The organism is Pantoea sp. SGAir0430 (assembly GCF_043549295.1).
Genome location: NZ_CP039427.1, coordinates 182,169 through 207,485 on the forward strand (window position 1 = coordinate 182,169; position 25,317 = coordinate 207,485).

At 57.8% G+C, this 25,317-nt stretch carries 23 protein-coding genes; 12 read left to right on the forward strand and 11 right to left on the reverse strand.

The window, feature by feature from the left end:
* Position 1: 1 nt before the first annotated feature.
* Entirely contained in the window at positions 2 to 985 is a 984-nt protein-coding gene (locus E7738_RS00940; protein ID WP_058758342.1) for a substrate-binding domain-containing protein, read from the reverse strand.
* A gap of 12 nt (positions 986 to 997) precedes the next feature.
* A complete protein-coding gene (locus E7738_RS00945; protein WP_104094119.1) occupies positions 998 to 1,828 on the reverse strand; it encodes a DeoR/GlpR family DNA-binding transcription regulator in 831 nt (276 codons plus the stop codon).
* Between the two features lie 492 nt (positions 1,829 to 2,320).
* On the opposite strand from E7738_RS00945, the gene E7738_RS00950 reads away from it, so the two are divergent.
* Entirely contained in the window at positions 2,321 to 3,370 is a 1,050-nt protein-coding gene (locus tag E7738_RS00950; protein WP_132464819.1) for a DUF1176 domain-containing protein, read from the forward strand.
* Between the two features lie 165 nt (positions 3,371 to 3,535).
* On the opposite strand, the gene ampH is transcribed toward E7738_RS00950, so the two are convergent.
* The 3 genes from ampH to tal all read right to left on the reverse strand — a co-directional run bounded on the left by ampH (position 3,536) and on the right by tal (position 7,879).
* Positions 3,536 to 4,705 carry a D-alanyl-D-alanine-carboxypeptidase/endopeptidase AmpH gene (ampH, locus tag E7738_RS00955; protein ID WP_288445578.1) on the reverse strand — a complete coding sequence of 390 codons (1,170 nt, stop codon included), beginning with the start codon at positions 4,703 to 4,705 and terminating at the stop codon, positions 3,536 to 3,538.
* A gap of 144 nt (positions 4,706 to 4,849) precedes the next feature.
* Complete coding sequence (tkt, locus tag E7738_RS00960; RefSeq protein WP_031279807.1) at positions 4,850 to 6,859, reverse strand: transketolase; 2,010 nt, start codon at positions 6,857 to 6,859, stop codon at positions 4,850 to 4,852.
* A gap of 69 nt (positions 6,860 to 6,928) precedes the next feature.
* Positions 6,929 to 7,879: a transaldolase gene (gene tal / locus E7738_RS00965; RefSeq protein ID WP_021508067.1), complete on the reverse strand. Its 951-nt coding sequence runs from the start codon at positions 7,877 to 7,879 to the stop codon at positions 6,929 to 6,931.
* Positions 7,880 to 8,231: 352 nt separating this feature from the next.
* On the opposite strand from tal, the gene maeB reads away from it, so the two are divergent.
* Entirely contained in the window at positions 8,232 to 10,511 is a 2,280-nt protein-coding gene (gene maeB, locus E7738_RS00970; RefSeq protein ID WP_394516000.1) for an NADP-dependent oxaloacetate-decarboxylating malate dehydrogenase, read from the forward strand.
* A 98-nt stretch (positions 10,512 to 10,609) separates the two neighbouring features.
* On the opposite strand, the gene hemF is transcribed toward maeB, so the two are convergent.
* Both hemF and amiA read right to left on the reverse strand, forming a co-directional pair.
* Complete coding sequence (hemF, locus tag E7738_RS00975) at positions 10,610 to 11,530, reverse strand: oxygen-dependent coproporphyrinogen oxidase (protein ID WP_394516001.1); 921 nt, start codon at positions 11,528 to 11,530, stop codon at positions 10,610 to 10,612.
* 47 nt (positions 11,531 to 11,577) lie between these two features.
* A complete protein-coding gene (gene amiA, locus E7738_RS00980; RefSeq protein ID WP_021508070.1) occupies positions 11,578 to 12,435 on the reverse strand; it encodes an N-acetylmuramoyl-L-alanine amidase AmiA in 858 nt (285 codons plus the stop codon).
* Positions 12,436 to 12,644: 209 nt separating this feature from the next.
* Between amiA and E7738_RS00985 the strand changes: the two genes are divergently transcribed.
* The 10 genes from E7738_RS00985 (at position 12,645) to E7738_RS01030 (ending at position 21,993) form a co-directional block, all read left to right on the forward strand.
* Positions 12,645 to 13,070 carry a GNAT family acetyltransferase gene (locus E7738_RS00985; RefSeq protein WP_021508071.1) on the forward strand — a complete coding sequence of 142 codons (426 nt, stop codon included), beginning with the start codon at positions 12,645 to 12,647 and terminating at the stop codon, positions 13,068 to 13,070.
* A gap of 113 nt (positions 13,071 to 13,183) precedes the next feature.
* Positions 13,184 to 13,804 carry an RpoE-regulated lipoprotein gene (locus tag E7738_RS00990; protein ID WP_058758347.1) on the forward strand — a complete coding sequence of 207 codons (621 nt, stop codon included), beginning with the start codon at positions 13,184 to 13,186 and terminating at the stop codon, positions 13,802 to 13,804.
* 98 nt (positions 13,805 to 13,902) lie between these two features.
* Entirely contained in the window at positions 13,903 to 14,805 is a 903-nt protein-coding gene (locus E7738_RS00995; protein ID WP_394516002.1) for a Dyp-type peroxidase, read from the forward strand.
* A gap of 220 nt (positions 14,806 to 15,025) precedes the next feature.
* A complete protein-coding gene (locus E7738_RS01000) occupies positions 15,026 to 16,042 on the forward strand; it encodes a sulfate ABC transporter substrate-binding protein (RefSeq protein WP_141496617.1) in 1,017 nt (338 codons plus the stop codon).
* Positions 16,042 to 16,875 carry a sulfate/thiosulfate ABC transporter permease CysT gene (gene cysT / locus E7738_RS01005; RefSeq protein WP_021508075.1) on the forward strand — a complete coding sequence of 278 codons (834 nt, stop codon included), beginning with the start codon at positions 16,042 to 16,044 and terminating at the stop codon, positions 16,873 to 16,875. Before E7738_RS01000 ends, cysT begins: the two co-directional genes overlap by 1 nt.
* The gene (cysW, locus tag E7738_RS01010) at positions 16,875 to 17,747 is read left to right on the forward strand and encodes a sulfate/thiosulfate ABC transporter permease CysW (protein ID WP_021508076.1); all 873 of its coding nucleotides are present in this window, start codon (positions 16,875 to 16,877) and stop codon (positions 17,745 to 17,747) included. The genes cysT and cysW overlap by 1 nt, the downstream gene beginning before the upstream one ends.
* Entirely contained in the window at positions 17,737 to 18,825 is a 1,089-nt protein-coding gene (gene cysA / locus E7738_RS01015) for a sulfate/thiosulfate ABC transporter ATP-binding protein CysA (protein WP_058770811.1), read from the forward strand. Before cysW ends, cysA begins: the two co-directional genes overlap by 11 nt.
* 72 nt (positions 18,826 to 18,897) lie before the next feature.
* Positions 18,898 to 19,782, forward strand: a complete 885-nt coding sequence (cysM, locus tag E7738_RS01020) for a cysteine synthase CysM (protein WP_104188616.1) — start codon at positions 18,898 to 18,900, stop codon at positions 19,780 to 19,782.
* A gap of 172 nt (positions 19,783 to 19,954) precedes the next feature.
* On the forward strand, positions 19,955 to 20,635 hold the full coding sequence (locus E7738_RS01025) for a response regulator transcription factor (RefSeq protein WP_021508079.1): 681 nt from the start codon (positions 19,955 to 19,957) through the stop codon (positions 20,633 to 20,635).
* Positions 20,632 to 21,993 (forward strand): ATP-binding protein, encoded by a 1,362-nt coding sequence (locus E7738_RS01030; protein ID WP_021508080.1) that lies wholly within the window; start codon positions 20,632 to 20,634, stop codon positions 21,991 to 21,993. The genes E7738_RS01025 and E7738_RS01030 overlap by 4 nt, the downstream gene beginning before the upstream one ends.
* Positions 21,994 to 22,237: 244 nt before the next feature.
* Here E7738_RS01030 and crr read toward each other — a convergent pair whose 3' ends face one another.
* The 4 genes from crr to E7738_RS01050 all read right to left on the reverse strand — a co-directional run bounded on the left by crr (position 22,238) and on the right by E7738_RS01050 (position 25,301).
* Positions 22,238 to 22,741, reverse strand: coding sequence for a PTS glucose transporter subunit IIA (crr, locus tag E7738_RS01035; protein ID WP_010617547.1), 504 nt, complete (start codon positions 22,739 to 22,741; stop codon positions 22,238 to 22,240).
* Between the two features lie 42 nt (positions 22,742 to 22,783).
* On the reverse strand, positions 22,784 to 24,511 hold the full coding sequence (ptsI, locus tag E7738_RS01040; protein ID WP_021508081.1) for a phosphoenolpyruvate-protein phosphotransferase PtsI: 1,728 nt from the start codon (positions 24,509 to 24,511) through the stop codon (positions 22,784 to 22,786).
* A gap of 159 nt (positions 24,512 to 24,670) precedes the next feature.
* Positions 24,671 to 24,928, reverse strand: a complete 258-nt coding sequence (gene ptsH, locus E7738_RS01045) for a phosphocarrier protein Hpr (RefSeq protein WP_007889063.1) — start codon at positions 24,926 to 24,928, stop codon at positions 24,671 to 24,673.
* Positions 24,929 to 25,106: 178 nt separating this feature from the next.
* Positions 25,107 to 25,301 (reverse strand): hypothetical protein, encoded by a 195-nt coding sequence (locus E7738_RS01050; protein ID WP_021508082.1) that lies wholly within the window; start codon positions 25,299 to 25,301, stop codon positions 25,107 to 25,109.
* Between the last annotated feature and the right edge of the window lie 16 nt (positions 25,302 to 25,317).

Consider the following 25,317-nt stretch of genomic DNA (forward strand, 5'->3'; position numbering starts at 1 on the left):
GTTACAGCCCCATTTTCACCAGTTTTGGCAGGTTCTCTTTATCGAGACTTTCGGTGTTGTTACCGAGAATGGTGTGCGTCGCCTCATCCACCTTCACTTTGCCCAGCCCTTCAATGGTCATGCCGTCGGTGATCGGCTCTTTCTTCTCCATCATGTCGGCGATACGCACAAATACTTCACCGGCGGTCTGCGGATTCCAGATATAACCGCCCTTGATAGCACCGCGCTGTACCAGCGACGCGCCCTGGCCCGGGCTGAAGGCGCCGATGACGCACACCTGATCGATCTTGTTGCGGTTCATGACCGCGCGGCCGGCGCCAATCGGTCCCTGAGAACCAAAGGCCATAATGCCTTTCAGATCCGGGTATTTAGACATCAGCTCGTTGGTGGTGCGGATGGAGTCATCCAGCGATTCGCCGACGCCGAACTTGTCGGTCACCAGCTGCATCTTCGGATAGTGCTGTTTCTGGTAGTTGAGCGCGGCGTCGGTCCACTCCTGATGCAGTGGCACCGTCAGGCTGCCGACATACATGGCGTATTTGCCTTCTTCATGCATGCATTTCGCCAGTGCTTTCATATGGTTGATGCCGTGGGTCGGCGCATCGACCAGCTCGAAATCCCAGTTGGCGTCTTTCTGGCCGGGCGATTCGTGAGTAATCACCATGATCCCGGCTTCACGCGCGCGCTTCAGCACTGGCTCAAGCACTTTCGGGTCGTTTGGCACCACGCCGATGATATCGACCTTCTGCGCAATCAAATCTTCAATCGCGCGCACCTGCAGCGCCGGGTCAGCGGCGGTTGGCCCGACCATCCACGCATCGATGCCGCGTTTTGCTGCTTCACTTTTGATGCCCGCTTCCATGGCGTTGAACCACGGAATACCGCCAATTTTTACCACGATGCCCATGCGGATTTTGTCAGCGGCCTGCGCGCCAGCGGCGGCAAACAGGGCAAGCAGAGAACAGGCGATAAGATGTTTTTTCATAAAGACTCCGGATTAATTTTTTATTAGCTGCATCGAATGGCTGCGTTGCGAGCAATCAATAATATTGACGCCGTTCCACGCCAGTTCTTGTTCCAGCTCTTTGTCTTTTAATTGGTCAGTGATGAGAAAATCCACATCGCGGTAGTGACAAATACGCGCGAATGAGGGGCGCAGAAATTTACTGCCGTCCAGCAGCAGATGTTTTCTTTCTGCCGCTAACAACATTTGCTGTTTTAAATGTGCGTTGTTTTCGTTACCTTCGCGTAAATAACCGTCATTGCCCAAACTGCTGCAGGAAAAAAAGATCTTATTGATCTGAAATTCCCGTAGCGGCTGCTCTGCGACGACGCCGTGGAAATCTTCATAACGGTCAGAATATTCTCCACCCAGGCAGATGGTGCGGATACTGCCGCGCGCTGCAAGGGTCTGGATGATTCTGATAGAATTGGTTAACACCGTTAATTCAATATCCGGTAGCTGTCGTGCCAGATACCAGCAGGTGGTACTACTGTCGAGTAATAAACAATCACCGGGGCTGATAAAATCGAGTGCCCGTTTGGCTATTGCCATCTTGGCCTCGACGTTTTCATTCATGCGCTGGCGAAAAGATAATTCATACTCGTTAATACCGCGTGTATTTCCCTGAATGTTGGCGGCCTGTCGTTTGGCTGGTACTGCACCACCGTGACTGCGCTGTAATACGCCACGTTTCTCCAGCTGGGTTAAATCACGGCGAATGGTTTCCTGCGAAACCTGACACAGCGTGACTAATTCAGCGACAATGACCCGACCATTTAAATTAAGCTCGTCAATAATTCGCTGCTGTCTTTCAATCGGCAACATGACTTCCCTCCGATGGCTATAAATTACTGGATGCCGGAATGTGAAAATGTGGGCTGGGCACGAGTCCGCAGCGACCAACTGGCCCGGCGACATTAAGGTGATTTTCATTGAATTTTTTATGTAAATGAGATCTCTTTATTTCAAATTTAAGTGATCGCATTCACATAAATGCGCGTTATTACGCGAGGGAATGAGAGAGACCATGCACAGCGTTGGCGCTCTGCCAGCACCATAGCATGACCGCTTATGACCGTTTGTGTGTATTTGACTGTTTTGTGAAGGGGGTAAAAATTGTCCGACGAATCCGATTGAGCAGAAATCAGCCGCACCGGATGATGGAGCTGTTGCGCTATTCCACACAGATCGCCCATAAGGCGACGGCTTTTTCAGCAGTTAACTTCGCTTTTCAGGCCACTTCACAGTTTCGGCCTGATGACCGCGCATGCATTGCGCTATCATTTTCTTTCCAGGAATCGGGGATCGTTTGTTTTCATGTCGTATTGGATGAAGTCGCTGCTTTTATTGCCCTTTCTGCTGATCGCCAGCGTACAGGCCGAGCCGCTGCAAAAGTCGTTTTCCGACTGGCAGATCACCTGCAACAACGCGGCGTTCTGCGTGGCACGCAGTTTTCCTGGCGATAATGGCCTGGTGATGACGATTTCGCGTCATGCCGGGGTCAACGATCGGCCGCTGCTGCGCATTGATTACGGCAGCGCCTATAGCGGTGCATTGCCGGGCGCGGCGCTTAAAGACAACCTGCTGCTTGATCAGCGTCGCCTCAATCCGGACCTCAAACACTGGACGGTGGAGCCGCATCATCTGGCCACCAGCAACGCCATCGCCATCGACGAATTTCTCGCCCAGACGCTGGATGCCAGCAATTTACAGCTCACCTATAAAGCCAGCGCCAGTATTCCGCTGCGCGGTATGAAAGCGGCGCTGCTGCTGATGGATGACGTACAGGGGCGGGTTAACGGGGCCAGCGCCTGGGTAAAGCGCGGTGATCGCGTCCAGTGGGATGTGCCACCGCCGCCCTCAATTCCGCAGCTGCCGGCAGCGCTGCCCGCACCCGCGCCGCTGACGCAGCAGGAAACCACCGGCCTGATCGATTACGGAACCTGGCGCGTCAATACCGATAACTGCTCGCTCGATCCGCTGCGGCGGGAAGTCAGCGTTGCGCCACTCACCGACAGCAAAGCGCTGCTGCTGATAAGCTGCGAAACCGGTGCCTACAACGTGATCGATCTGGCGTTTGAAGTCACACGCAGCCAGCCGTATGTGTCGCGCGGCATCACGCTCAACCTGCCGTTTACCCCGCCGTCGCGTACTGATAATCAGCTGGAACTGGTGAACGCCGAGTTCGATGCCAGTAACGGCCAGCTGTATACCTTCAGCAAAGGGCGCGGTCTGGGCGACTGCGGTGTGGCCACACGCTGGCAGTTTGATGGTAATGCTTTCGTGCTGGCGGAGTATGCGGAGGAGAAGACCTGCGACGCCTGGCATAGTAGTGATGACTGGCCCACCCTCTGGGTGACTCAGTAATCCCCGTCATCCTTCGCACTGCAGGGGCGTTGGCCGCCTTCTTTCACCCCGGTCACTTACTGATGTAAGCTCCCGGGGATTCATTCAGTTGCCGCCTTCCTGCAGCACGAATGATTTAGGGGAGCGTTCGCGTGGTGGAAGGCAAGCGGGCTGCTTGCCAAAGACTTAGCGAATATTGCCGATCATCATCGGTGAGCCCGTCTGGTTGCCCACCAGCTCAGCCAGCATGTTGTTGACGCCATCGCTCATCGGGGTGAAGCGGGTCAGCGGCGAGCGAGTCACCACGACAAATACGCCGACGTTGTGCTGTGGCACCATCGCCATGTAGGTGATGAAGCCGCCGCCGCCGCCGGTTTTCTGAATGATGCCCGGATGTCCCGCCTTCGGTGCCATGTAAACCCAGCCCATGCCCAGCGCGTCGGCGCGTCCTGGCACGTCCATGCCTTCCACTTTGGTCAGCTGGTCGCGGCGATAAATCAGCGTTTGCAGCCGATCGATCTGTGGCGTGCGGTGATTCACCGCCGAGTTGAGGAACTGCTGCATCCAGCGTCCCATATCGTCCGGCGTGGAATACACGCCGCCGCTGCCGATGGCTGCCAGCGTGTTATTGCACGGGCTGGCCCCTTTTTCGGCGATCATCAGGCGCTGACACTGGTCCGGTGACGGCGTGAAGGTGGTGTCCTTCATGCCGAGCGGACGCGTCACCAGCTGCTGCAGCAGTGCCGGATAAGGCATACCGGCGGCTTTGGCCAGCGCGTCGCCCAGCAGATCGAAGGCGAGGTTGGAGTAAGCCGCCTGCGTGCCTGGCGCGGCTTTTAGCTGCGCGCCACGCAGCCACTGCCAGCGATCCGCTTTGGTTGGCCAGACAAACACCGGACGATGCGGTTTGCCGCCCGGCTGCTCGCGCGGCAGGCTGCTGGTGTGGGTGGCGAGATTGATCAGCCGAATCGGCTGGCCGTTGTAAGTCGGTACGCGGGCACCCGGCGGCGCGTATTTGCTCAGCGGATCGTCAAGACGAATCTGGCCGCGCTCGGCCATCTTCACCATCACTTCGCTGGTCATCAGTTTGCTCAGCGAGGCGATACGGATCAGTGAGTCCTGCTGTGGGCGCACATTATTGCCGGGACGGGTTTCGCCAAAGCTGGCGAACACGCGCTGGTTACCGTCAATTGCCACCAGCGCCATGCCGGTTGCACCGCTGCCATAGAAAATATGCTCGGCATAGCGATCAACAATCTGCGAGGCCAGCAGCGGATCGGGCGATACCTGCGCCGCGCTGGTAAAGGGCAGCACGGCAACTATTAAGGCCAGTAAAAAAGGAGTACGTTTTTTCAACGGGAAAGCGTCCGCTATAGGAATCGGAGGAAAACCTATAGTAATCAGTTTGCGCAAAGCGGGAAGGGGGCGGGGCGGATTTTTTTCTGTATCAGGCTGTGAAATAAAACGGCCCTCTCCCGGTAGCGGGAAAGGGCCAGACACTCAGGCAGGCTTAAGCAGCGATTCGGCGTGGCTCACCACGTTCTCGACGGTAAAGCCAAAGGCCGGGAACAGCTTGCCGGCTGGCGCCGATTCGCCGAAGGTGGTCATGCCGACAATTTTGCCGTCGATGCCGACGTATTTGTACCAGTAGTCGGCAATACCGGCTTCAACCGCCACGCGCGCGCGCACGGTGGAAGGCAGCACCGATTCACGATAGGCCACGTCCTGTTTATCAAACACGTCAGTGCTCGGCAGCGACACCACGCGCACCTTGTGGCCGTCGGCACTGAGTTTCGCTTCGGCGCCCAGCGTGATCTCCACTTCGGAACCGGTGGCAATCAGGATGACGTCCGGCGTGCCGTCACAATCCTTGAGGATGTAACCACCGCGCGCGATGTTCTCTACCTGTTGCGCGCTACGCTCCGGCTGCAGCAGGTTCTGACGCGACAGAATCAGCGCGGTCGGACCGTGATGGCGCTCAATCGCCGCTTTCCACGCTACGGCGGTCTCGACCTGATCGCACGGTCGCCAGGTGCTGAAGTTTGGCGTCACGCGCAGGCTGGCCAGCTGTTCAACCGGTTGGTGCGTCGGGCCATCTTCGCCCAGACCAATTGAGTCGTGGGTGTAGACCATAATCTGGCGCGCTTTCATCAGGGCGGCCATGCGCGCTGCGTTACGCGCGTATTCGACGAACATCAGGAAGGTGGCGGTATAAGGCACAAAGCCACCGTGATGCGCGATACCGTTGGCAATCGCCGTCATGCCAAATTCGCGTACGCCGTAATGAATGTAGTTACCGGCGTGATCCTCTTTGATCGGCTTCGAGCCGGACCAGATAGTGAGGTTGCTGGGCGCGAGGTCGGCGGAACCGCCGAGGAACTCCGGCAGCAGTTTACCGAAGGCTTCCAGCGTGTTCTGTGAGGCTTTGCGGCTGGCGATTTTCTGCGGGTTAGCCTGCAGATCGCGAATGAACTGGCTGGTTTTGTTTTCCCAGTCAGCCGGCATTTCGCCCTTCAGGCGGCGGCTGAATTCGTCCGCCAGCTGCGGATGTGCCTGCTGATAAGCCGTGAACTTCTCTTCCCAGGATTTCTCCTGCGCGGCCCCGGCTTCTCTGGCATCCCACTGCTGATAAATATCCTGCGGGATCTCAAACGGACCGTAATTCCAGCCGAGCTGTTTACGCGTCAGCGCCACTTCTTCTTCGCCCAGCGCGGCCCCGTGCGACTCCTCTTTGCCGGCTTTGTTTGGCGAGCCAAAGCCGATCACCGTGCGGCAGATAATCAGCGAAGGCTTGTCGGTGACGCTTTGCGCTTCTTTGATGGCCGCCGCGATGGCGTCCGGATCGTGGCCGTCGATGCCTTCGGCGCTGCCCACCACGTGCCAGTTATAAGCTTCAAAACGCTTGTGGGTGTCGTCGGTAAACCAGCCTTCGGTTTCGCCGTCGATGGAGATACCGTTGTGATCGTAGAAGCCAATCAGTTTGCCGAGGCCCAGCGTGCCGGCCAGCGAACAGACTTCATGTGAGATGCCTTCCATCAGACAGCCGTCGCCCATAAACACATAGGTAAAGTGATCGACGATATCGTGGCCAGGCTGGTTAAACTGGGCCGCCAGCGTGCGCTCGGCAATCGCCAGACCGACAGCGTTGGCCAGCCCCTGGCCGAGCGGGCCGGTGGTGGTTTCAACGCCCGGCGTGTAGCCAATTTCCGGGTGGCCCGGCGTTTTTGAGTGCAGCTGGCGGAAGTTTTTCAGCTCTTCCAGCGGCAGATCATAGCCGGTGAGATGCAGCAGGCTATACAGCAGCATCGAGCCATGCCCGTTAGACAGAATGAAGCGATCGCGATCCGCCCAGGCCGGGTTGGTCGGGTTGTGCTTCAGGAAGTCGCGCCACAGCACTTCGGCGATATCAGCCATGCCCATCGGCATACCTGGGTGGCCGGAATTTGCTTTCTGTACCGCATCCATGCTCAGGGCGCGGATCGCGTTAGCCAACTCTCTGCGTGAAGACATAGGGTTCTCCCTTGTAATTGGGCAAAAGCGGACGGGCCGCAACCCGTCCGGCAGAAGGTGAGTTCAGGATTACAGGCGGGCGGCCAGCACGTCTTCCAGCTTCTGCTGGTCGACGGCAAACTGGCGGATACCGTCGGACAGTTTCTCCACGGCCATCGCATCCTGGTTATGCTCCCAGCGGAACTCCGCTTCGGAGAGCGGTGCCGGCTGGTGGAAGCCCTCGGTTGATGGCTCCAGTTTGCGCTCCACCGGCGCTTCGCTGTTGGCCAGCTCTTCCAGCAGGTTCGGGGAGATGGTCAGGCGATCGCAGCCGGCCAGTGCCACAATCTGCTCCACTTTACGGAAGCTGGCACCCATGATGACGGTGTTGTAACGGTGCTTTTTGTAGTAGTCGTAAATACGACGCACCGATTTAACGCCCGGATCTTCGTCGACCACATACGGATCGAGCGGTTTGCGCGTGTTGTACCAGTCGTAGATTCGGCCGACAAATGGCGAAATCAGGAACACGCCGGCTTCGGCACAGGCGCGCGCCTGGGCGAAGGAGAACAGCAGCGTCAGGTTACAGTTGATACCGTTCTTCTCCAGCTCTTCCGCCGCCTTGATGCCTTCCCAGGTGGACGCCAGTTTGATCAGAATACGTGAGCGGTCGATGCCGTTCTCTTCATACAGGCGGACCAGTTTCTCCGCTTTGGTCACACACATGCCACGATCGAAAGAGAGGCGCGCATCCACTTCGGTCGAAACACGGCCCGGTACGCTTTTCAGAATTTCCATACCGAGGTTGATCGCCACTTTATCGCTGGCGTTGATGATTTGCGTCTCTTTGCTGCCGCCCTGTTTTTTCGCGTACTCAATGGCGTCATCAATCAGGTGTTTGTAAGCGTCGAGGCCGGCAGCTTTGAGGATCAGGGATGGGTTAGTGGTGGCATCTTCCGGATGGTAATGGCGAATGGATTCGATATCGCCGCTGTCCGCCACCACGGTGGTGAACTGTTTTAATGCATCTAGCTGGTTCATCGCTTAACTCCTTGATTAGCAATAATGTGGGCAAAACAGGCACCCGGGCAGTCATCGTCTTAGGTGCGCCCTTATCGGGGAAGGGAGGTTCCACACAGTGCAACAGACGCCGGATGAAGAAAATGCGTTTTCTCTGATTGTGACGTCGGGGCGCGTTTCTGATAGTCAGGCCTGCCTGATCGGTTCAGCTCAGCGTTTTGCCACCCTTAAGCATAGCAGGCTGTCCCAAAGCCGCAGGCGAAGCCGTGGCAATCCGTGCCCTGGCGACTATGCGTTCTTTGAGCGCCTTCACCCTCTTTTGCGCCGCGCGTTCTTATACTGAGGGCTTTTCAGCCGTGCAAAAGGATGTCTGATGGACGATCAACTCAAGCAAAGCGCGCTCGATTTTCACCAATATCCCACCCCCGGAAAAATTCAGGTGTCACCCACTAAGCCGCTGGCGACGCAGCGCGATCTGGCACTGGCCTATTCCCCCGGCGTGGCGGCACCCTGTCTGGAAATTGCCGCCGATCCGCTGGCCGCACACAAATACACCGCGCGCGGCAATCTGGTGGCGGTGATCTCCAACGGCACGGCGGTGCTGGGGCTCGGTAATATTGGCGCGCTGGCCGGCAAGCCAGTGATGGAAGGCAAGGGCGTGCTGTTCAAAAAGTTTGCCGGCATTGATGTGTTCGACATCGAAATCGACGAGCACGATCCGGACAAGCTGATTGAGGTGATCGCCGCGCTGGAACCGACGTTCGGCGGCATCAACCTTGAGGACATCAAAGCGCCGGAGTGTTTTTACATTGAGCAGCAGCTGCGGCAGCGCATGCAGATTCCGGTGTTTCATGACGATCAGCACGGCACCGCCATCATCTGTACCGCGGCAGTGCTTAACGGTCTGACCATCGTGAATAAGGCGATTGCTGACGTGCGGCTGGTGGTGTCGGGCGCTGGCGCGTCGGCCATTGCCTGCCTCAATCTGCTGGTGGCGCTTGGCATGCAGCAGAAAAATATCGTGGTGTGTGATTCAAAAGGGGTGATTTACCACGATCGCGAAGCGGACATGACGCCGACCAAAGCCGCCTATGCCGTGGAAGATAGCGGGGCGCGCACGCTGGATGAGGTGATTGGCGGCGCGGATATTTTCCTTGGCTGCTCCGGTCCGAAAGCCCTGACGCCAGCGATGGTGCAGAAGATGGCACCGAATCCGCTGATTCTGGCGCTGGCCAATCCGGAGCCGGAGATCATGCCGCCGCTGGCGAAGCAGGTGCGACCGGATGCGATTATCTGTACCGGGCGCTCGGATTTCCCCAACCAGGTAAATAACGTGCTGTGCTTCCCGTTCATCTTCCGCGGCGCGCTGGACGTCGGTGCCACCGCCATCAACGAAGAGATGAAGCTGGCGGCGGTGCATGCGATTGCCGCCCTGGCGCAGGCGGAGCAGAGCGACGTGGTGGCGTCCGCTTACGACGATCAGGATCTGAGCTTTGGCCCGGAATACCTGATTCCCAAACCGTTCGATCCGCGTTTGATTGTGCAGATAGCCCCGGCCGTCGCCAGAGCGGCGATGGATTCCGGCGTGGCGACGCGACCGATTGCTGACTTTGACGCCTACCGCGAGCAGCTCACCGAGTTCGTGTATAAAACCAATCTGTTCATGAAGCCAATCTTCTCGCAGGCGCGCAAAGCGCCGCAGCGCGTGGTGCTGGCGGAAGGTGAAGAGGTGCGGGTGCTGCACGCCACTCAGGAGCTGGTGTCGCTCGGGCTGGCGAAGCCGATCCTGATTGGTCGTCCCAACGTGATTGCCATGCGTTTGCAGAAGCAGGGGCTGAAAATCGAGGCCGGGCGTGATTTTGAGATCGTGAACAACGAGTCCGACCCGCGCTTTAAGGAGTACTGGAATGAATATTATCAGCTGATGAAGCGGCGCGGCGTCACGCCGGAAACCGCCCAGCGCGCGGTGATTGGCAATCCCACGCTGATCGGCGCCATCATGGTGCATCGCGGCGAAGCGGACGCGATGATTTGCGGTACCATCGGCGACTACCGTGAACATTACGACGTGGTGGAGAAGGTGTTTGGCTTCCGCAATGACGTCAAGGTCGCCGGAGCGATGAACGCGCTGCTGCTGCCGAGCGGCAACACGTTTATTGCCGATACCTATGTGAATGAGGATCCCAGCGCTGAGCAGCTGGCGGATATCACGCTGCTGGCGGCAGAAACCGTGCGGCGTTTCGGCATCGAGCCGCGCGTGGCGCTGCTGTCGCACTCCAGTTTTGGCACTTCGAACGCACCCGGCGCGCGGAAGATGCGCGAGGCGCTGGCGCTGATTCAGCAGCGAGCGCCGGAACTGGAAATTGATGGCGAGATGCACGGCGATGCAGCGCTGGTGGAGAGTATTCGTCGCGAGCTGATGCCGGACAGCCCACTGAAAGGTACCGCCAATCTGCTGATCATGCCGAACGTTGAGGCCGCACGCATCAGCTACAACCTGCTGCGCGTGTCCTGCTCGGAAGGGGTGACGGTGGGGCCGGTGCTGATGGGCATCCGCAAGCCGGTGCATGTGCTGACGCGCATCGCCTCGGTGCGACGCATTGTTAACATGGTGGCGCTGGCGGTGGTGGAGGCGCAGACCGAGCCGTTGTGAGCGGCAAGCTGGCCTGATACCCGGTCGCCCTGAAGGGCGACCCTACGGGCGCGTTTTATCGGGTTATTCCGCAGGGTGCGCATGAATGCGCACCTGGCTTATTTTTCCAGCCCCAGCCAATCCTGCACCGGCAGGAAATCGCGGGTCAGCGCGGCTTCCGGGGAGCCGTCGGCGGGTTGATAATCATATTCCCAGCGCACCAGCGGCGGCATCGACATCAGAATCGATTCGGTGCGACCGCCGGTCTGCAATCCGAACAGCGTGCCGCGATCCCACACCAGATTGAACTCAACGTAGCGGCCACGGCGGTAAAGCTGGAACTGACGCTCGCGTTCGCCCCAAGCCAGTTCTTTGCGCTTCGCTACAATCGGCTGGTAGGCCTGCATGAAGCCGTTGCCGACCGCCTGCATGAAATCAAAGCAGTGGTCAAAATCCGGCGTATTCAAATCATCAAAAAACAGGCCGCCAATGCCGCGCTGCTCGTTGCGGTGTTTCAGGTAGAAGTAGTCGTCACACCACTTTTTGTAGCGCGCATAGACGTCGTCGCCAAACGGCTGGCACAGATCGAACGCGGTCTGATGCCAGTGCCGGGCATCTTCTGTGAAACCGTAATAAGGGGTGAGATCGAAACCGCCACCAAACCACCAGACCGGATCGGCGCCCGGCTTTTCGGCAATGAAAAAGCGCACGTTGGCGTGGCTGGTTGGCACATACGGATTTTCCGGGTGTACCACCAGCGACACGCCCATCGCTTCGAAGCTGCGGCCCGCCAGCTCCGGGCGGTGCGCGGTGGCTGAGGCGGGCATCTGCTCGCCATACACATGGGAGAAATTAACCCCAGCCTGCTCGAACACCTTGCCATTACGCAGCACGCGGCTGCGTCCGCCGCCGCCGCCGGGGCGTTGCCAGGTGTCTTCGGCAAAGCTGGCGCTGCCGTCTTCCGCCGCCAGACCGGCGCAAATGTTATCCTGCAGCGCCAGCAGATAGGCTTTGACGCGCGAAATATCGGGATTGCTCATGGCTCACTCATTGCAAAAATTTGCCGCGATTCTAGCACAAAACGCTATCAGGCCTGGCGACGATCGTACTCATCAAAGTAATTGACGATACCGTCGGCAATCGCCCGGGCAATTTTCTGGCGAAACGCCGTGGTGCCCAACAGCTGTTCTTCACGCGGGTTGGTGATAAACGAGGTTTCCACCAGCACCGACGGGATGGACGGGGATTTTAGCACCGCGAACGCCGCCTGCTCGGTGTGCTGGCTGTGCAGGTGATGCACCGGCCGAATCTGGTCCAGCACGTGTTTACCCAGCGTCAGGCTGTTGCGGATGGTATCGGTCTGCACCAGGTCGAACAGGATCTGGTTAAGATAATTATCTTTTTCCTGCACCGCCGCGCCGCCCACTTTATCGGCGTCGTTTTCGCGCTGCGACATATAGCGCGCCATGGCGCTGCTGGCACCGCGATTGGAGAGGGCAAACACCGATGCACCGTTGGCTTCCGGGCTGGTGTAGCCGTCGGCGTGAATCGACATAAACAGGTTGGCGCCGTGCTGATGCGCAATCTCCACGCGCTGGTAGAGCGGAATGAAGTGGTCGCTGTCGCGCGTCAGCCGCACTTCCACCTTCGGGTGGTTCTGCAGCAGCGTACGCACGGTGTTGGCGATCTCCAGTACGATGTGCTTCTCTTCTGAGCCTTCCTGACCCACCGCGCCAGAATCAATGCCGCCGTGACCGGGATCGATCATCACGATGCGCTTGCCGCTGGTGGCCGGTTTCGGCGGTGTATGGCGTGCGCTGACGGGCACTGCCGCGCGCGTTTCCTGCGCCTGGACCGCGCGCGGCGACAACACCGCCAGCGCCAGGCCGGAGAGGATCAGCTGGCGGCGATTGGTCAGGCGCCGCAACAGTGAAATCTTGTTCATTAACATGTCCCTGAGAGTAAACCTGCCCCGTGTTATAGCCTAAGCGCCGTCCGGCGGCGACTGCCGAACCATTTCAGGACATTACTTTGTATTTCAGGCCGCGAATTGCTATTTAGCCGTTTTTTTCAGCCGTTGCGCCCTGCGAGGGTTGCGCCTGGCAAAGAATGCGTGATAATCAGCGAATTGTGCCTCATTGCAGGGTAACGCCGATGGAAATCCGCTCCTTCCGCCAGGAAGATTTTGAAGAAGTCATTACGCTCTGGGAGCGTTGCGATCTGTTACGGCCGTGGAACGATCCGGAACTCGACATCGAACGCAAAATGAATCATGACCCGGAGCTGTTTCTGGTGGCTGAGGTAGGCGGCGAGGTCGTGGGCACGCTGATGGGCGGCTACGATGGCCATCGCGGCTCCGCCTACTATCTGGCGGTGCATCCCGATTATCAGGGCCGGGGATTTGCCAATGCGCTGATGAACCGGCTGGAGAAAAAGCTGATTGCGCGCGGCTGCCCGAAAATCCATCTGATGGTGCGCGAAGAGAACGATCAGGTGGTGGCTTTCTACGAGAAGCTGGATTACGAGCCGGTCGACTCGCTGCTGCTGGGCAAACGCCTGATTGAAGACCGTGAATATTGATTCCACGCGTCGCGCGGCCGGGTTTCTGCCCGCCATGCAGCACCGCGAATAAACTTTTTGCCGGTTTGCGACTCCAACAGGCACGCCAGTCGGCACAAAAGAAAGGAGTTTGCATGAAAGTTGTTCGTCCCGCCCTGCTGGTCAGCGCCCTGGTGCTGGCCGGTTGCGCCAGTTCCGGTTCATCTTCCCCTGCCAGCACCAGCGAAAGTCACTGGTACAATCCGCTCAGCTATCACTGGTCGGCGCTCAATCCGTTCAGCTGGTTTGGCAGTTCGCTCACCGTCACCGAGCAGGGCGTCGCCGGGCTGAACAGCAACACGGCAATGTCGGAGTCCGCCATTAGCGCCGCGCTGAACAATGATTATCAGCTGCGTCAGGGCATGCGCACGCAGAACGGGCAGGTGGTGGATTTCTGGCAGGCGCTGGATGACGGTAAGGTTAAGCTGGTGATCAATGGCCAGCGCAGCGTCGAGCGCATTGAAGTGCTCGATAGCGACGCACGCAGCGCCGACGGCAGTAAAATCGGTGATGCGTTCAGCGATAAATTCAGCAAAGCGTTTGATAACTGCAAAATGGTTGCCGGGCTGGATGTGCGCGATGTTGAGTGCCGTGCGCCGGGTAGTCAGCATATCGCCTATATCTACAGCGGCGAGTGGCACGGTCCGACCGGGCTGATGCCGTCGGATGATACGTTAAAAAGCTGGAAAATCAGTAAGATCGTCTGGCAGCGTTAACTGGCGAAAAAATTGCGTTAACGCATCTTCTGCGCAGGGCTTTCCGGTATGATACCGGCGAAAAAACGCCGTTAACTTTTATGCCGGAGAGCATTGTCATGTCTCAGTTTCAGAGCGGGATCCTGCTGGAGCACCGCCGTTTCGCCATTTGGCTGGAAGCCCGCGCCACGGGCGACCTCGCTGCGCTGCGTCAGGGTTGCCACGCCTTTCTGCAACAGCTGGCTGCGCTACAGCAGCAATTCCCGGACGCCGGTCTTGGTGCGGTCATCGCCTTTGGTGATGCGCTGTGGCGCGATCTGCAGGGCACCGACTTAGCTCCCGAACTCAAAGCTTTCACGCCGCTCGGCAAAGGTGCGGCACCGGCGACCCAGCGCGATCTGTTGATCCATATTCAGTCGCTGCGTCACGACGTGAACTTTTCGCTGGCGCAGGCGGCGCTGACGGCGTTTGCCGGCGCGGTCGCCATTGAAGAAGAGACGCACGGTTTCCGCTGGGTCGAGGATCGCGATCTTTCCGGTTTTGTTGATGGCACCGAAAACCCGCAGGGCGAAGCGCGCCAGCAGGTGGCGATCATTGCTGACGGCCCGGATGCCGGCGGCAGCTATGTGTTTACCCAGCGCTGGGAGCACAACCTGCCGCAGTTCAACCGGCTGGCGATTGATAAGCAGGAAGCGATTATTGGCCGCACCAAACAGGATAATGAAGAGCTGCCGGGCGATCAGCGGCCAGCGACGTCGCACCTGAGCCGCGTGGATTTGAAAGAAGCGGGCAAAGGCCTGAAGATTCTGCGCCAGAGCCTGCCGTACGGCACCGCCAGCGGACGCCACGGTCTCTATTTTATTTCGTACTGCCATCGCCTGTATAACATTGAGCAGCAGCTGCTGAGCATGTTTGGCGAGCGCGACGGCAAGATGGATGCCATGTTACGGTTCACCAAACCGGTGAGCGGCAGCTACTTCTTTGCCCCTTCGCTGACGGCGCTGCAGGCGCTGTCACGTTAATCCATCGCGTTTTACCGGTGCGCCGCCGTGCGCACCACATCCCCGCTTGACGCGGCTCAGTTAATCCCGCCCTGCGCATAAACTCTGCCGCTGGCTTATGCCTTTTTAGACTTTGAAATCCCTAAACGATATATAAAACCGTTACAGCTTTCGCCAGAGTTATAAATACACTGACAGCATCTAATGGCATAGGCTCGAACTCCATTTCTCAGGGTGCAGCATGACACGTTCGGTTTCGAAAAAATGGCTTGGCGGTATAGCGCTGTCGCTGAGTTTAGCGGGCGCGGCACAGGCAACAGAGCTGCTCAATAGCTCTTACGATGTGTCACGTGAACTTTTTGTTGCCCTGAATGCGCCGTTTGAACAGCAGTGGGACGCGGCGCACCCTGACGACAAGCTGACCATTAAACAGTCACATGCGGGCTCCTCAAAACAGGCGCTGGCCATTCTGCAGGGGCTGCGTGCCGATGTCGTGACCTATAATCAGGTGACCGATGTGCAGGTGCTGCACGACAAAGGTAACCTGATCCCGGCCGACTGGCAGAGTCGTCTGCCCAACAGCAGCTCACCGTTTTATTCCACCATGGCCTTCCTGGTGCGCAAGGGGAATCCCAAGCAGATTCACGACTGGGCCGATCTGGCGCGCGATAACGTGAAACTGATTTTCCCGAATCCGAAAACCTCCGGTAACGGCCGTTACACCTATCTGGCCGCGTGGGGCGCTGCCGACCAGGCGGATGGCAAAGATCAGGCCAAAACCGAAGCGTTTATGACCAGGTTCCTGAAGAACGTCGAAGTATTTGATACCGGCGGCCGTGGTGCCACCACCACCTTTGCCGAGCGCGGGCTGGGTGATGTGCTGATCAGCTTTGAGTCGGAAGTGAACAATATCCGTAACCAGTACGGTAAAGACCAATACGAAGTGATTGTGCCGAAAACCAACATCCTTGCTGAATTCCCGGTCGCGTGGGTCGATAAGAACGTCGAACACAATGGCACGGCGGAAGCGGCGAAAGCCTATCTTAACTACCTCTACACGCCGCAGGCGCAGAAAATCATCACCGGCTTTTACTATCGCGTGAATAACCCGCAGCTGATGGCGGAGCAGAAAGATCGCTTCCCGCAGACTGCGCTGTTCAATGTTAATGACGCGTTTGGCGGCTGGCCACAGGTGATGAAAACCCACTTCGCCAGCGGCGGTGAGCTGGATAAATTACTGGCAGCGGGGCGCGGCTGATGTTGGCTTCTGCACAGAAACGCGTTCTGCCCGGATTTGGTCTCAGCCTTGGCACCAGCCTGCTGTTTACCTGCCTGATTCTGCTGCTGCCGATCAGCGCGCTGATCATGCAGCTGTCGCAGATGACGCTGGCGCAGTACTGGCAGGTGATCAGCAATCCGCAGCTGGTGGCGGCGTATAAAGTCACGCTGCTGTCAGCGGGCGTGGCCTCGCTGTTTAACGCGGTGTTTGGCATGCTGATGGCGTGGATTCTGACCCGCTATCGCTTTCCCGGCCGTACGCTGCTGGATGGCCTGATGGACCTGCCGTTTGCGCTGCCGACGGCGGTGGCCGGCCTGACGCTGGCCGGGCTGTTTTCGGTTAACGGCTGGTACGGTCAGTGGCTGGCACATTTTGATATCAAAGTGTCTTACACCTGGCTCGGTATCGCGGTGGCGATGGCTTTCACCAGCATTCCGTTTGTGGTGCGTACCGTGCAGCCGGTGCTGGAAGAGTTAGGCCCGGAGTATGAGGAAGCGGCGGAAACCCTCGGTGCCACGCCGTGGCAGAGTTTCCGGCGCGTAGTGCTGCCGGAAGTCGCGCCGGCGCTGCTGGCCGGGACCGCGCTGTCGTTTACCCGCAGCCTCGGTGAATTTGGCGCGGTGATCTTTATCGCCGGTAACATCGCCTGGAAAACTGAAGTGACCTCGCTGATGATTTTTGTTCGCCTGCAGGAGTTTGATTATCCGGCTGCCAGCGCCATCGCTTCGGTGATCCTCGCGGCGTCGTTGCTGCTGCTGTTTGCGATTAACACTCTGCAGAGCCGCTTTGGCCGCCGTCTGGGAGGTCACTGATGGCTGAGATTTCACAGATCAATCATGCCGAGCGTCAGCCGGTGAACTGGGGCAAATGGCTGCTGATCGGCATTGGCGTGCTGGTATCGATTGGCCTGCTGGTGGTGCCGATGGTCTCCATCTTCTGGGAGGCGCTGGGGCAGGGCATCGGCAAGGCCTTTAGCAACCTGCAGGATGGTGACATGCTGCATGCTATCTGGCTGACGGTGCTGGTGGCGCTGATTACCGTGCCGGTTAACCTGGTGTTCGGCACGCTGCTGGCCTGGCTGGTGACGCGCTTCACTTTCCCCGGTCGCCAGCTGCTGCTGACCCTGTTTGATATTCCGTTTGCCGTGTCGCCGGTGGTGGCCGGTCTGATGTATCTGTTGTTCTGGGGCGTGAACGGCCCGGCTGGCGGCTGGCTTGATGCGCACAACATCCAGGTGATGTTTGCCTGGCCGGGTATGGTGCTGGCGACGATTTTCGTTACCTGTCCGTTTGTGGTGCGCGAGCTGGTGCCGGTGATGCTGAGCCAGGGCAGCCACGAAGATGAAGCCGCCGTGCTGCTGGGCGCGTCTGGCTGGCAGATGTTCCGCCGCGTGACGCTGCCAAATATCCGCTGGGCGCTGCTGTACGGCGTGGTGCTGACCAACGCGCGCGCCATCGGCGAATTTGGTGCGGTATCGGTAGTGTCCGGCTCGATTCGCGGCGAAACCTATACCTTACCTTTACAGGTGGAATTACTGCATCAGGATTACAACACCGTGGGCGCTTTTACCGCCGCCGCGCTGCTAACCCTGATGGCAATTGTGACGCTGTTTCTGAAAAGCGTGGTGCAGTGGCGATTAGAGCATCAGCAGAAGCGCCAACAGGAGGAAAATCATGAGCATTGAGATTAAACACATTAATAAAGCATTTGGCCGCACGCCGGTGCTGAACGATATCTCTCTGGATATTCCTTCCGGCAAGATGGTGGCGCTGCTCGGACCGTCCGGTTCAGGTAAAACCACGCTGCTGCGCATTATCGCCGGGCTGGAGCACCAGAACAGCGGGCAGATCCATTTTCATGGCAAAGACGTCAGCCGCACGCATGCGCGCGATCGTCAGGTCGGCTTTGTGTTTCAACACTATGCGCTGTTCCGCCATATGACGGTGTTCGACAACATCGCCTTTGGCCTGACGGTGCTGCCGCGCCGCGAGCGTCCGAACAGCGCCGAAATTAAGCAGCGCGTTACCCGCCTGCTGGAGATGGTACAGCTGGCACATCTGGCCAACCGCTACCCGGCACAGCTCTCCGGTGGACAGAAACAGCGCGTGGCGCTGGCGCGTGCGCTGGCGGTTGAGCCGCAGATTCTGCTGCTGGACGAACCCTTTGGCGCGCTGGATGCCCAGGTACGTAAAGAGCTGCGCCGCTGGCTGCGTCAGCTGCATGAAGAGCTGAAATTTACCAGCGTGTTTGTGACCCACGACCAGGAAGAAGCGATGGAAGTGGCGGATAGCGTGGTGGTAATGAGTCAGGGCAATATTGAGCAGGTGGGCGCACCGGATGACGTGTGGCGCGAACCCGCGACCCGCTTCGTGCTGGAGTTCCTCGGCGAAGTGAACCGCTTTGACGGCGAAGTGCACGGCTCGCAGTTCCATGTGGGCGCGCATCGCTGGCCGCTGGGCTATACGCCAGCGCATCAGGGCGACGTGGAGCTGTTCCTGCGTCCGTGGGAAGTTGACGTGTCACGCCAGAGTAGCCTGGAGACGCCGTTGCCGGTACAGGTGCTGGAGATCAGCCCGCGTGGCCACTTCTGGCAGCTGGTGGTTCAGCCCGTCGGCTGGCAGAGCGAGCCAATCTCGGTGGTATTTGCCGGTGAACAGACGGCGCCGATCCGCGGCGAACGGCTGTTTGTTGGTCTGCAACAGGCACGTATCTACCAGGGCACCACGCCGCTGCGCCCGGTTGCCTTTGCCGAAAGCGCCTGATATTTTTGTCACTCCTTCGGGCGGGATTTTCCCGCCCGATTTATTTGTACTCCTTTCAGCTGGAATGACACCGTGACCACTCTGGAAAACACCATCGGCAATACGCCGCTGATTAAGTTGCAGCGCCTGACGCCGGATAACGGCAGCGAAATCTGGCTCAAGCTGGAAGGCAACAATCCGGCAGGTTCGGTGAAAGATCGCGCGGCCTGGTCGATGATCCACCACGCTGAGTTGCGGGGTGAAATCCAGCCCGGCGACACCCTGATTGAGGCCACCAGCGGAAATACCGGCATTGCGCTGGCGATGATTGCCGCGCTGAAAGGCTACCGGTTACGCCTGCTGATGCCGGAGAACATGAGCCAGGAGCGTCAGGATGCGATGCGCGCCTACGGGGCTGAGCTGGTTTTGGTGACACGCGAGCAGGGCATGGAGGGCGCACGCGATCTGGCGCAGGCCATGGCGCAGCGCGGTGAAGGCAAAGTGCTGGATCAGTTTAATAATCCCGACAACCCGCTCGGTCACTATCTCACCACCGGTCCGGAGATCTGGCAGCAAAGCCACGGTCGTATGACGCATTTTGTCTCCAGCATGGGCACCACCGGCACCATCAGCGGCGTCGGGCGCTATCTGAAAGAGTTTGCCCCGGCGGTGAAAGTGATTGGTTTGCAGCCGCAGGAGGGCAGCAGTATTCCCGGTATTCGTCGCTGGCCGGCGGCCTATCTGCCGGGGATTTATCGTCCGGAACTGGTGGATGAAGTGATAGATATGGCGCAGCAGGAGGCAGAAGAGACCATGCGCGCGCTGGCGCAGCGCGAAGGCATTTTCTGCGGCGTCAGTTCAGGTGGGTCAGTGGCTGGCGCATTGCGCATCGCGACGGCGCAGCCGGGCAGTGTGGTTGTCGCCATTGTCTGCGATCGCGGCGATCGCTATCTTTCCACCGGCGTTTTTCACCGCTAGTTCCCCCGCCTGTTTCTGGCTTCGTGCGCCCTGTGACGCGGCGTACGGGCCATTTTTGTCTATAGTCTCCCTAAGCATGTTCTGACGCGGTCACTGTAAGGATCGCGTAAAACCGGCTGCTTTCCCGCGGCACTCAGGACAAAATAGCGGCAATTTTGTACGAGAGAAAAAGATGAAAATCCTGCTTGTTGATGACGATGTTGAACTTGGCACCATGCTGAGCCAGTACCTGATTGCCGAAGGTTTTGAAACCCAGCTGGTGCTGACCGGCAGCGCCGGGATTGAAGGGGCGTTATCCGGACACTACACCGCGATGATTCTCGACATCATGCTGCCGGATATGAGCGGTATTGATGTGCTGCGTCAGGTGCGGCAGAACAGCCGCCTGCCGGTGATTATGCTGACGGCGAAGGGCGACAATATCGACCGCGTTATCGGCCTGGAGATGGGCGCGGATGACTACGTGCCCAAACCCTGCTATCCGCGCGAGCTGGTGGCGCGTCTGCGCGCGGTGCTGCGTCGCTTTGAAGATCAGGCACCGGTGCCGGATAAGAAAGAGGTCCTGCGCTGGGGCGATCTCAGCCTGAACCCGGCCACGCGTATCACGGAGTGGCAGGGCAAAGCTTTTGATCTCACCGCGTCGGAGTTCAATCTGCTGGATTTGCTGCTGCGCGCACCGGACCGCGTGGTGTCCAAAGATGAGCTGTCGGAGAAGGGGCTGGGCCGTCCGCGTGAAGCTTACGATCGCAGCGTGGACGTGCACATCAGCAATATCCGCCAGAAGCTGGCTGCGCTGACCGCAGACAGCGTGAATATTGAAACCGTGCGCAGCATTGGTTATCGCATTCGATGAAACACAGCTACCGTGGCCGCATGTTCTGGAAGATCCTGCTGGGCTTCTGGATTGTGTTTGTGATTATCAGCCAGCTGCTGTGGCTGGGCTTTACCTTGTCAGGAAATCGTCACGAGCCGCCGGAGATTGTGGCGGTGCGCCGGATCGTTAATCTGCAAATGGCTTCAGCGGTGTCGGTACTGGAACGCGGCGGTCCCAGCTCGCTCGACGATATGATGGCCGACTGGGAGCCGAACGATCGCCAGTTTTTCTCGGTGATTCAGCACGCCAGACCGGCCACTACGCCGGATAATGCGCCGCCGGAGACCTTTAATCAGCCGTTTCACGGCCCGTTTCCGCAGGTGATTGTGCGCTGGGTGAAGGGTGCTGACGGTAAAGAGTACGAACTGCGCTATGACGTCAAAGGGCTGCGCGAGGACAGTTCAATGGGCGGCGGAGGCCCGCGTCGTATTCTGAATATCCCCGAGCCGATGTTTACCTTTGCCGGCGCGCTGGGGCTGCTGTTCAGTCTGCTGCTGGCGTGGAACCTGACGCGGCCAATGCGTCAGCTGCGCGAGGGGTTTGCCCGCGTGTCGCGCGGTGATTTGTCGGTGCGGCTCTATCCGGTGATGCGCCGCCGCCATGATGAGCTGTCGATTGTGGCCCAGGATTTTGATGCGATGGTGGAGCGGCTGGATACGCTGGTGAAAGCGCGTGAAGAGCTGCTGCACGATATCTCCCACGAGCTGCGCTCTCCGCTGGCGCGCCTGCAATTAGCCACCGGTCTGGCGCGTCAGACGCCGGAGTCGGTAGCCTCCTCACTGAATCGCATCGACGAGGAGGCGCGCCGTCTGGATAAGATGATCGGCGAACTGCTGACGCTATCGCGCGCTGAACATGAGAGCATGCCTGGCGAGCAGTATTTTGACCTGACCGGCCTGCTACACGCGGTGGTAACTGATGTGCGCTACGAAGCGCAGATCCCCGGTGTGCACGTAGATTTTCTGGTGGATGAGAACGCAGATTACACCGTGCGCGGTAATGCTGAGCTGATCCGCCGCGGCGTGGAGAATGTGCTGCGCAATGCGCTGCGTTTCTCACATCAGGGGCAGCATATCAGCGTGCAGTTGCAGGCGGAGAATCAGTGGCTGGCGATTCGCGTGCGCGATCAGGGGCCGGGCGTGGATGATGAGAAGCTGTCGAGTATCTTCGATCCGTTCGTTCGGGTGAATTCGCCGCTGATGGGCAAAGGCTACGGGCTGGGGCTTTCGATCGTGCGCAAAGTGGTTCTGGCACATCACGGCGAAGTTCAGGCAGTGAACCGTCCGGAAGGCGGGCTGGAAGTGACACTGCGGCTACCGCGCTGGAAGCAGGCGTAAATCATCACGCCAGGCGCAGGCGGTCAGGACGACCGGACAGATCGCAAAGATGGCATAAACCGTCCCTGGGCCTCGTCCCGCGCCATCCATGGCGCGGGACGCTTTGCTTCTCTGTCCGGTCGTCCTGCCCTCAAACAGGCACGGTGCGCTTTGCCAGAAGCGCTCGCCTGCAAATCATTCATCAGCGTGTGAAACAAACAAAAACGGCACCCATTGGGTGCCGTTTTCACGCAATCAGCGCGGTTTACTTCCTGATGCGGATAACCGGCGTTTCGCCCACGGTAACCTGACCGGAGAGTTTCACCAGGTCTTTGATCTCATCCATATTCGAGATCACGACCGGGGTCAGCGTGGATTTGGCTTTCTCTTCCAGCAGCGGCAGATCAAACTCGATCACCACATCGCCTTTTTTCACTTTCTGGCCTTCTTCAGCGATGCGTTTGAAGCCTTCACCTTTCAGTTCTACCGTGTCGATACCGAAGTGCACGAACAGTTCGATGCCGTTATCAGACTCGATAGAAAACGCGTGGTTGGTTTCGAAAATCTTGCCGATAGTGCCATCCACTGGTGCAACCATTTTGTTGCCAGTAGGTTTGATGGCGATACCATCACCGACGATTTTCTCTGCGAATACCACATCAGGTACGTCTTCGATATTCACGATTTCGCCTGACAGAGGCGCAACGATATCGATAGTCCCTGACGCGCTCTCTGATTTATCGCCAAAAAGTTTAGAAAACAAACCCATGATCTTCTCCTAAGCAGTAATTTGGGGCCAGCGTCTCGTGGATCAGCAGAGCGTTTTTTCTTTGATGAACTTGTTCACCAGGTTCATCAAATCTTCCGCTGTGGGTTGAGCCAGAGCCTGCTCTGCCAGTGCCTTCGCATCTTCGAAATTGGTATTGCGAATGATCTTCTTGATGCTTGGGATTGAAATGGCACTCATGCTGAATTCGTCCAGCCCCATTCCCAGTAACAGTAGTGTAGCACGTTCATCACCAGCCAGCTCACCACACATGCCGGTCCATTTCCCTTCGGCATGTGATGCGTCGATCACTTGCTTAATGAGGCCCAGTACAGATGGCGTCATTGGGTTATAGAGGTGTGAAATCAAATCATTACCACGATCGACCGCCAGAGTATACTGCGTCAGGTCATTTGTCCCAATACTAAAGAAGTCGACTTCTTTCGCCAGATGGCGGGCAATCACTGCGGAAGCCGGGGTTTCCACCATGATGCCCACTTCAATGGACTCATCAAAGGCTTTACCTTCTTCACGCAGCTGTGCCTTCAGCATCTCCAGCTCAGCCTTCAGGAAGCGCACTTCTTCCACCGAAATGATCATCGGGAACATGATGCGCAGTTTGCCGAAGGAAGACGCACGCAGAATGGCGCGCAGCTGGGCATGCAGAATCTCTTTGCGGTCCATGGCGATACGAATCGCACGCCAGCCGAGGAACGGGTTCTCTTCTTTTGGCAGGTTCATGTACGGCAGATCTTTGTCGCCGCCGATGTCCATGGTACGCACGATCACGGCCTGGGAACCCATCGCTTCCGCCACGGCTTTGTAGGCCTGGAACTGCTCTTCTTCGCTTGGCAGCGAATCGCGGTCCATGAACAGGAATTCAGTACGATACAGACCTACACCTTCTGCGCCGTTGCGCTCAGCACCGGCGACATCTCGCACGGTACCGATGTTGGCGCACACTTCAACCTGATGGCCGTCCAGCGTAATCGCTGGCAGATCTTTCAGTTTCGCCAGCTCGTGCTTCTCAGACAGATACTGCGTCTGAATCGCTTTCAGCTCTTCCTGCACGTCGTCGGTCGGATTGACGTAAATCTTGTTGTTCACGCCATCGATAATCAGGAAATCACCGTTTTTCACGGTAGCGGTCACGTTGCCGGTGCCGACAATCGCAGGCAGCTCCAGCGAACGCGCCATGATCGAGGTGTGTGAAGTACGACCACCCAGATCGGTAATAAAGCCCAGCACCTTTTTCAGGTTCAGCTGTGCGGTTTCGGATGGCGTCAGATCTTTCGCCACCAGAATGGATTCGTCAGCAATGGCGCTCAGGTCAACGATATGCAGACCCAGAATGTTCTGCAGCAGACGCTTGCCGATGTCACGTACGTCAGCCGCGCGCTCTTTCAGATATTCGTCGTCGAGCTCTTCCAGCGCTTTCGCCTGGCCTTCAACCACAGAGTGGGCGGCGGCGTCAGCGGTTACGTGATCTTTTTTAATCAGGTCGATGATTTCCTGCTCAAGCTCTTCGTCTTCGAGCAGCATGATGTGACCTTCAAAGATCGCCGCTTTCTCTTCACCGAAGGTTTCACCGGCTTTCACACGGATGGCTTCAAGCTGCCCGGCTGCTTTGCTGCGACCGTCGAGGAAGCGCTGAACTTCCTGCTCAACCTGGTCGTCAGTAATCTTTTTACGGCTGATGACGATCTCGTCTTCCTTCAGCAGCAGTGCTTTGCCGAAAGCGATACCCGGTGATGCTAAAATGCCTGAAATCATAACCCTACCTTTTAATCACGATGGCTCATTGACCCAATGCGTTGCCACTGTCGCGGAGCAGTACTCTAAGGAAGCAATAACGCGGACAGGTTGTCCGCGATCAACATAATTGCACTCAATGGGGCAAAGGAGTCGGTTTAATGGCTTGCCGGAGCGGAATTACTCCAGTTCAGCCATCAGTTTGACCAGATGCTCAACCGCCTGCTGCTCGTCTTCACCTTCTGCAGAAAGCGTAACAACCGTACCCTGAGTCAGACCCAGAGTCTGCAGTTTGAACAGGCTTTTCGCGCTGGCAGATTTGCCGTTAGAAGTAACGGTGATTTCAGACTGGAAAGCCTTCGCTTCTTTCACGAACTGAGCTGCAGGACGGGTATGGAGGCCGTTAGGTGCGGTAATGGTAACTTCTTGCTGGAACATTCTATTTCCCCAACTTTATCAGGTTTGGTGTTATGGATCTAAAGTCTAGCCTGGAGCCGTAACTTTAGCCTGTGTAGGTGCGCTGGTACGGCATCACGCTGACCAAAAAATGCGCTTGAATGAAAAAGTCATTTTTTCGATGACGGATCAAAACTGCTGCAATACGTCACTCTGCTGATTATGCCGTGATTCGCCGTTTCACCAAATCAGTAAATCGATTCAGCTTGATCCACTTCAAAGGCAGATTAATTTCAGGCACCGAAATAATTGGCTGCTTAAATACCAGAGCCGCATCACTGAAATCAATCTGCCCGGTGGTAAAAGTGAGATCTGCGCCACAAAAAAGCACCCATTTGGGTGCTTTTTTCATCATTTTCAGACTCTGTCGT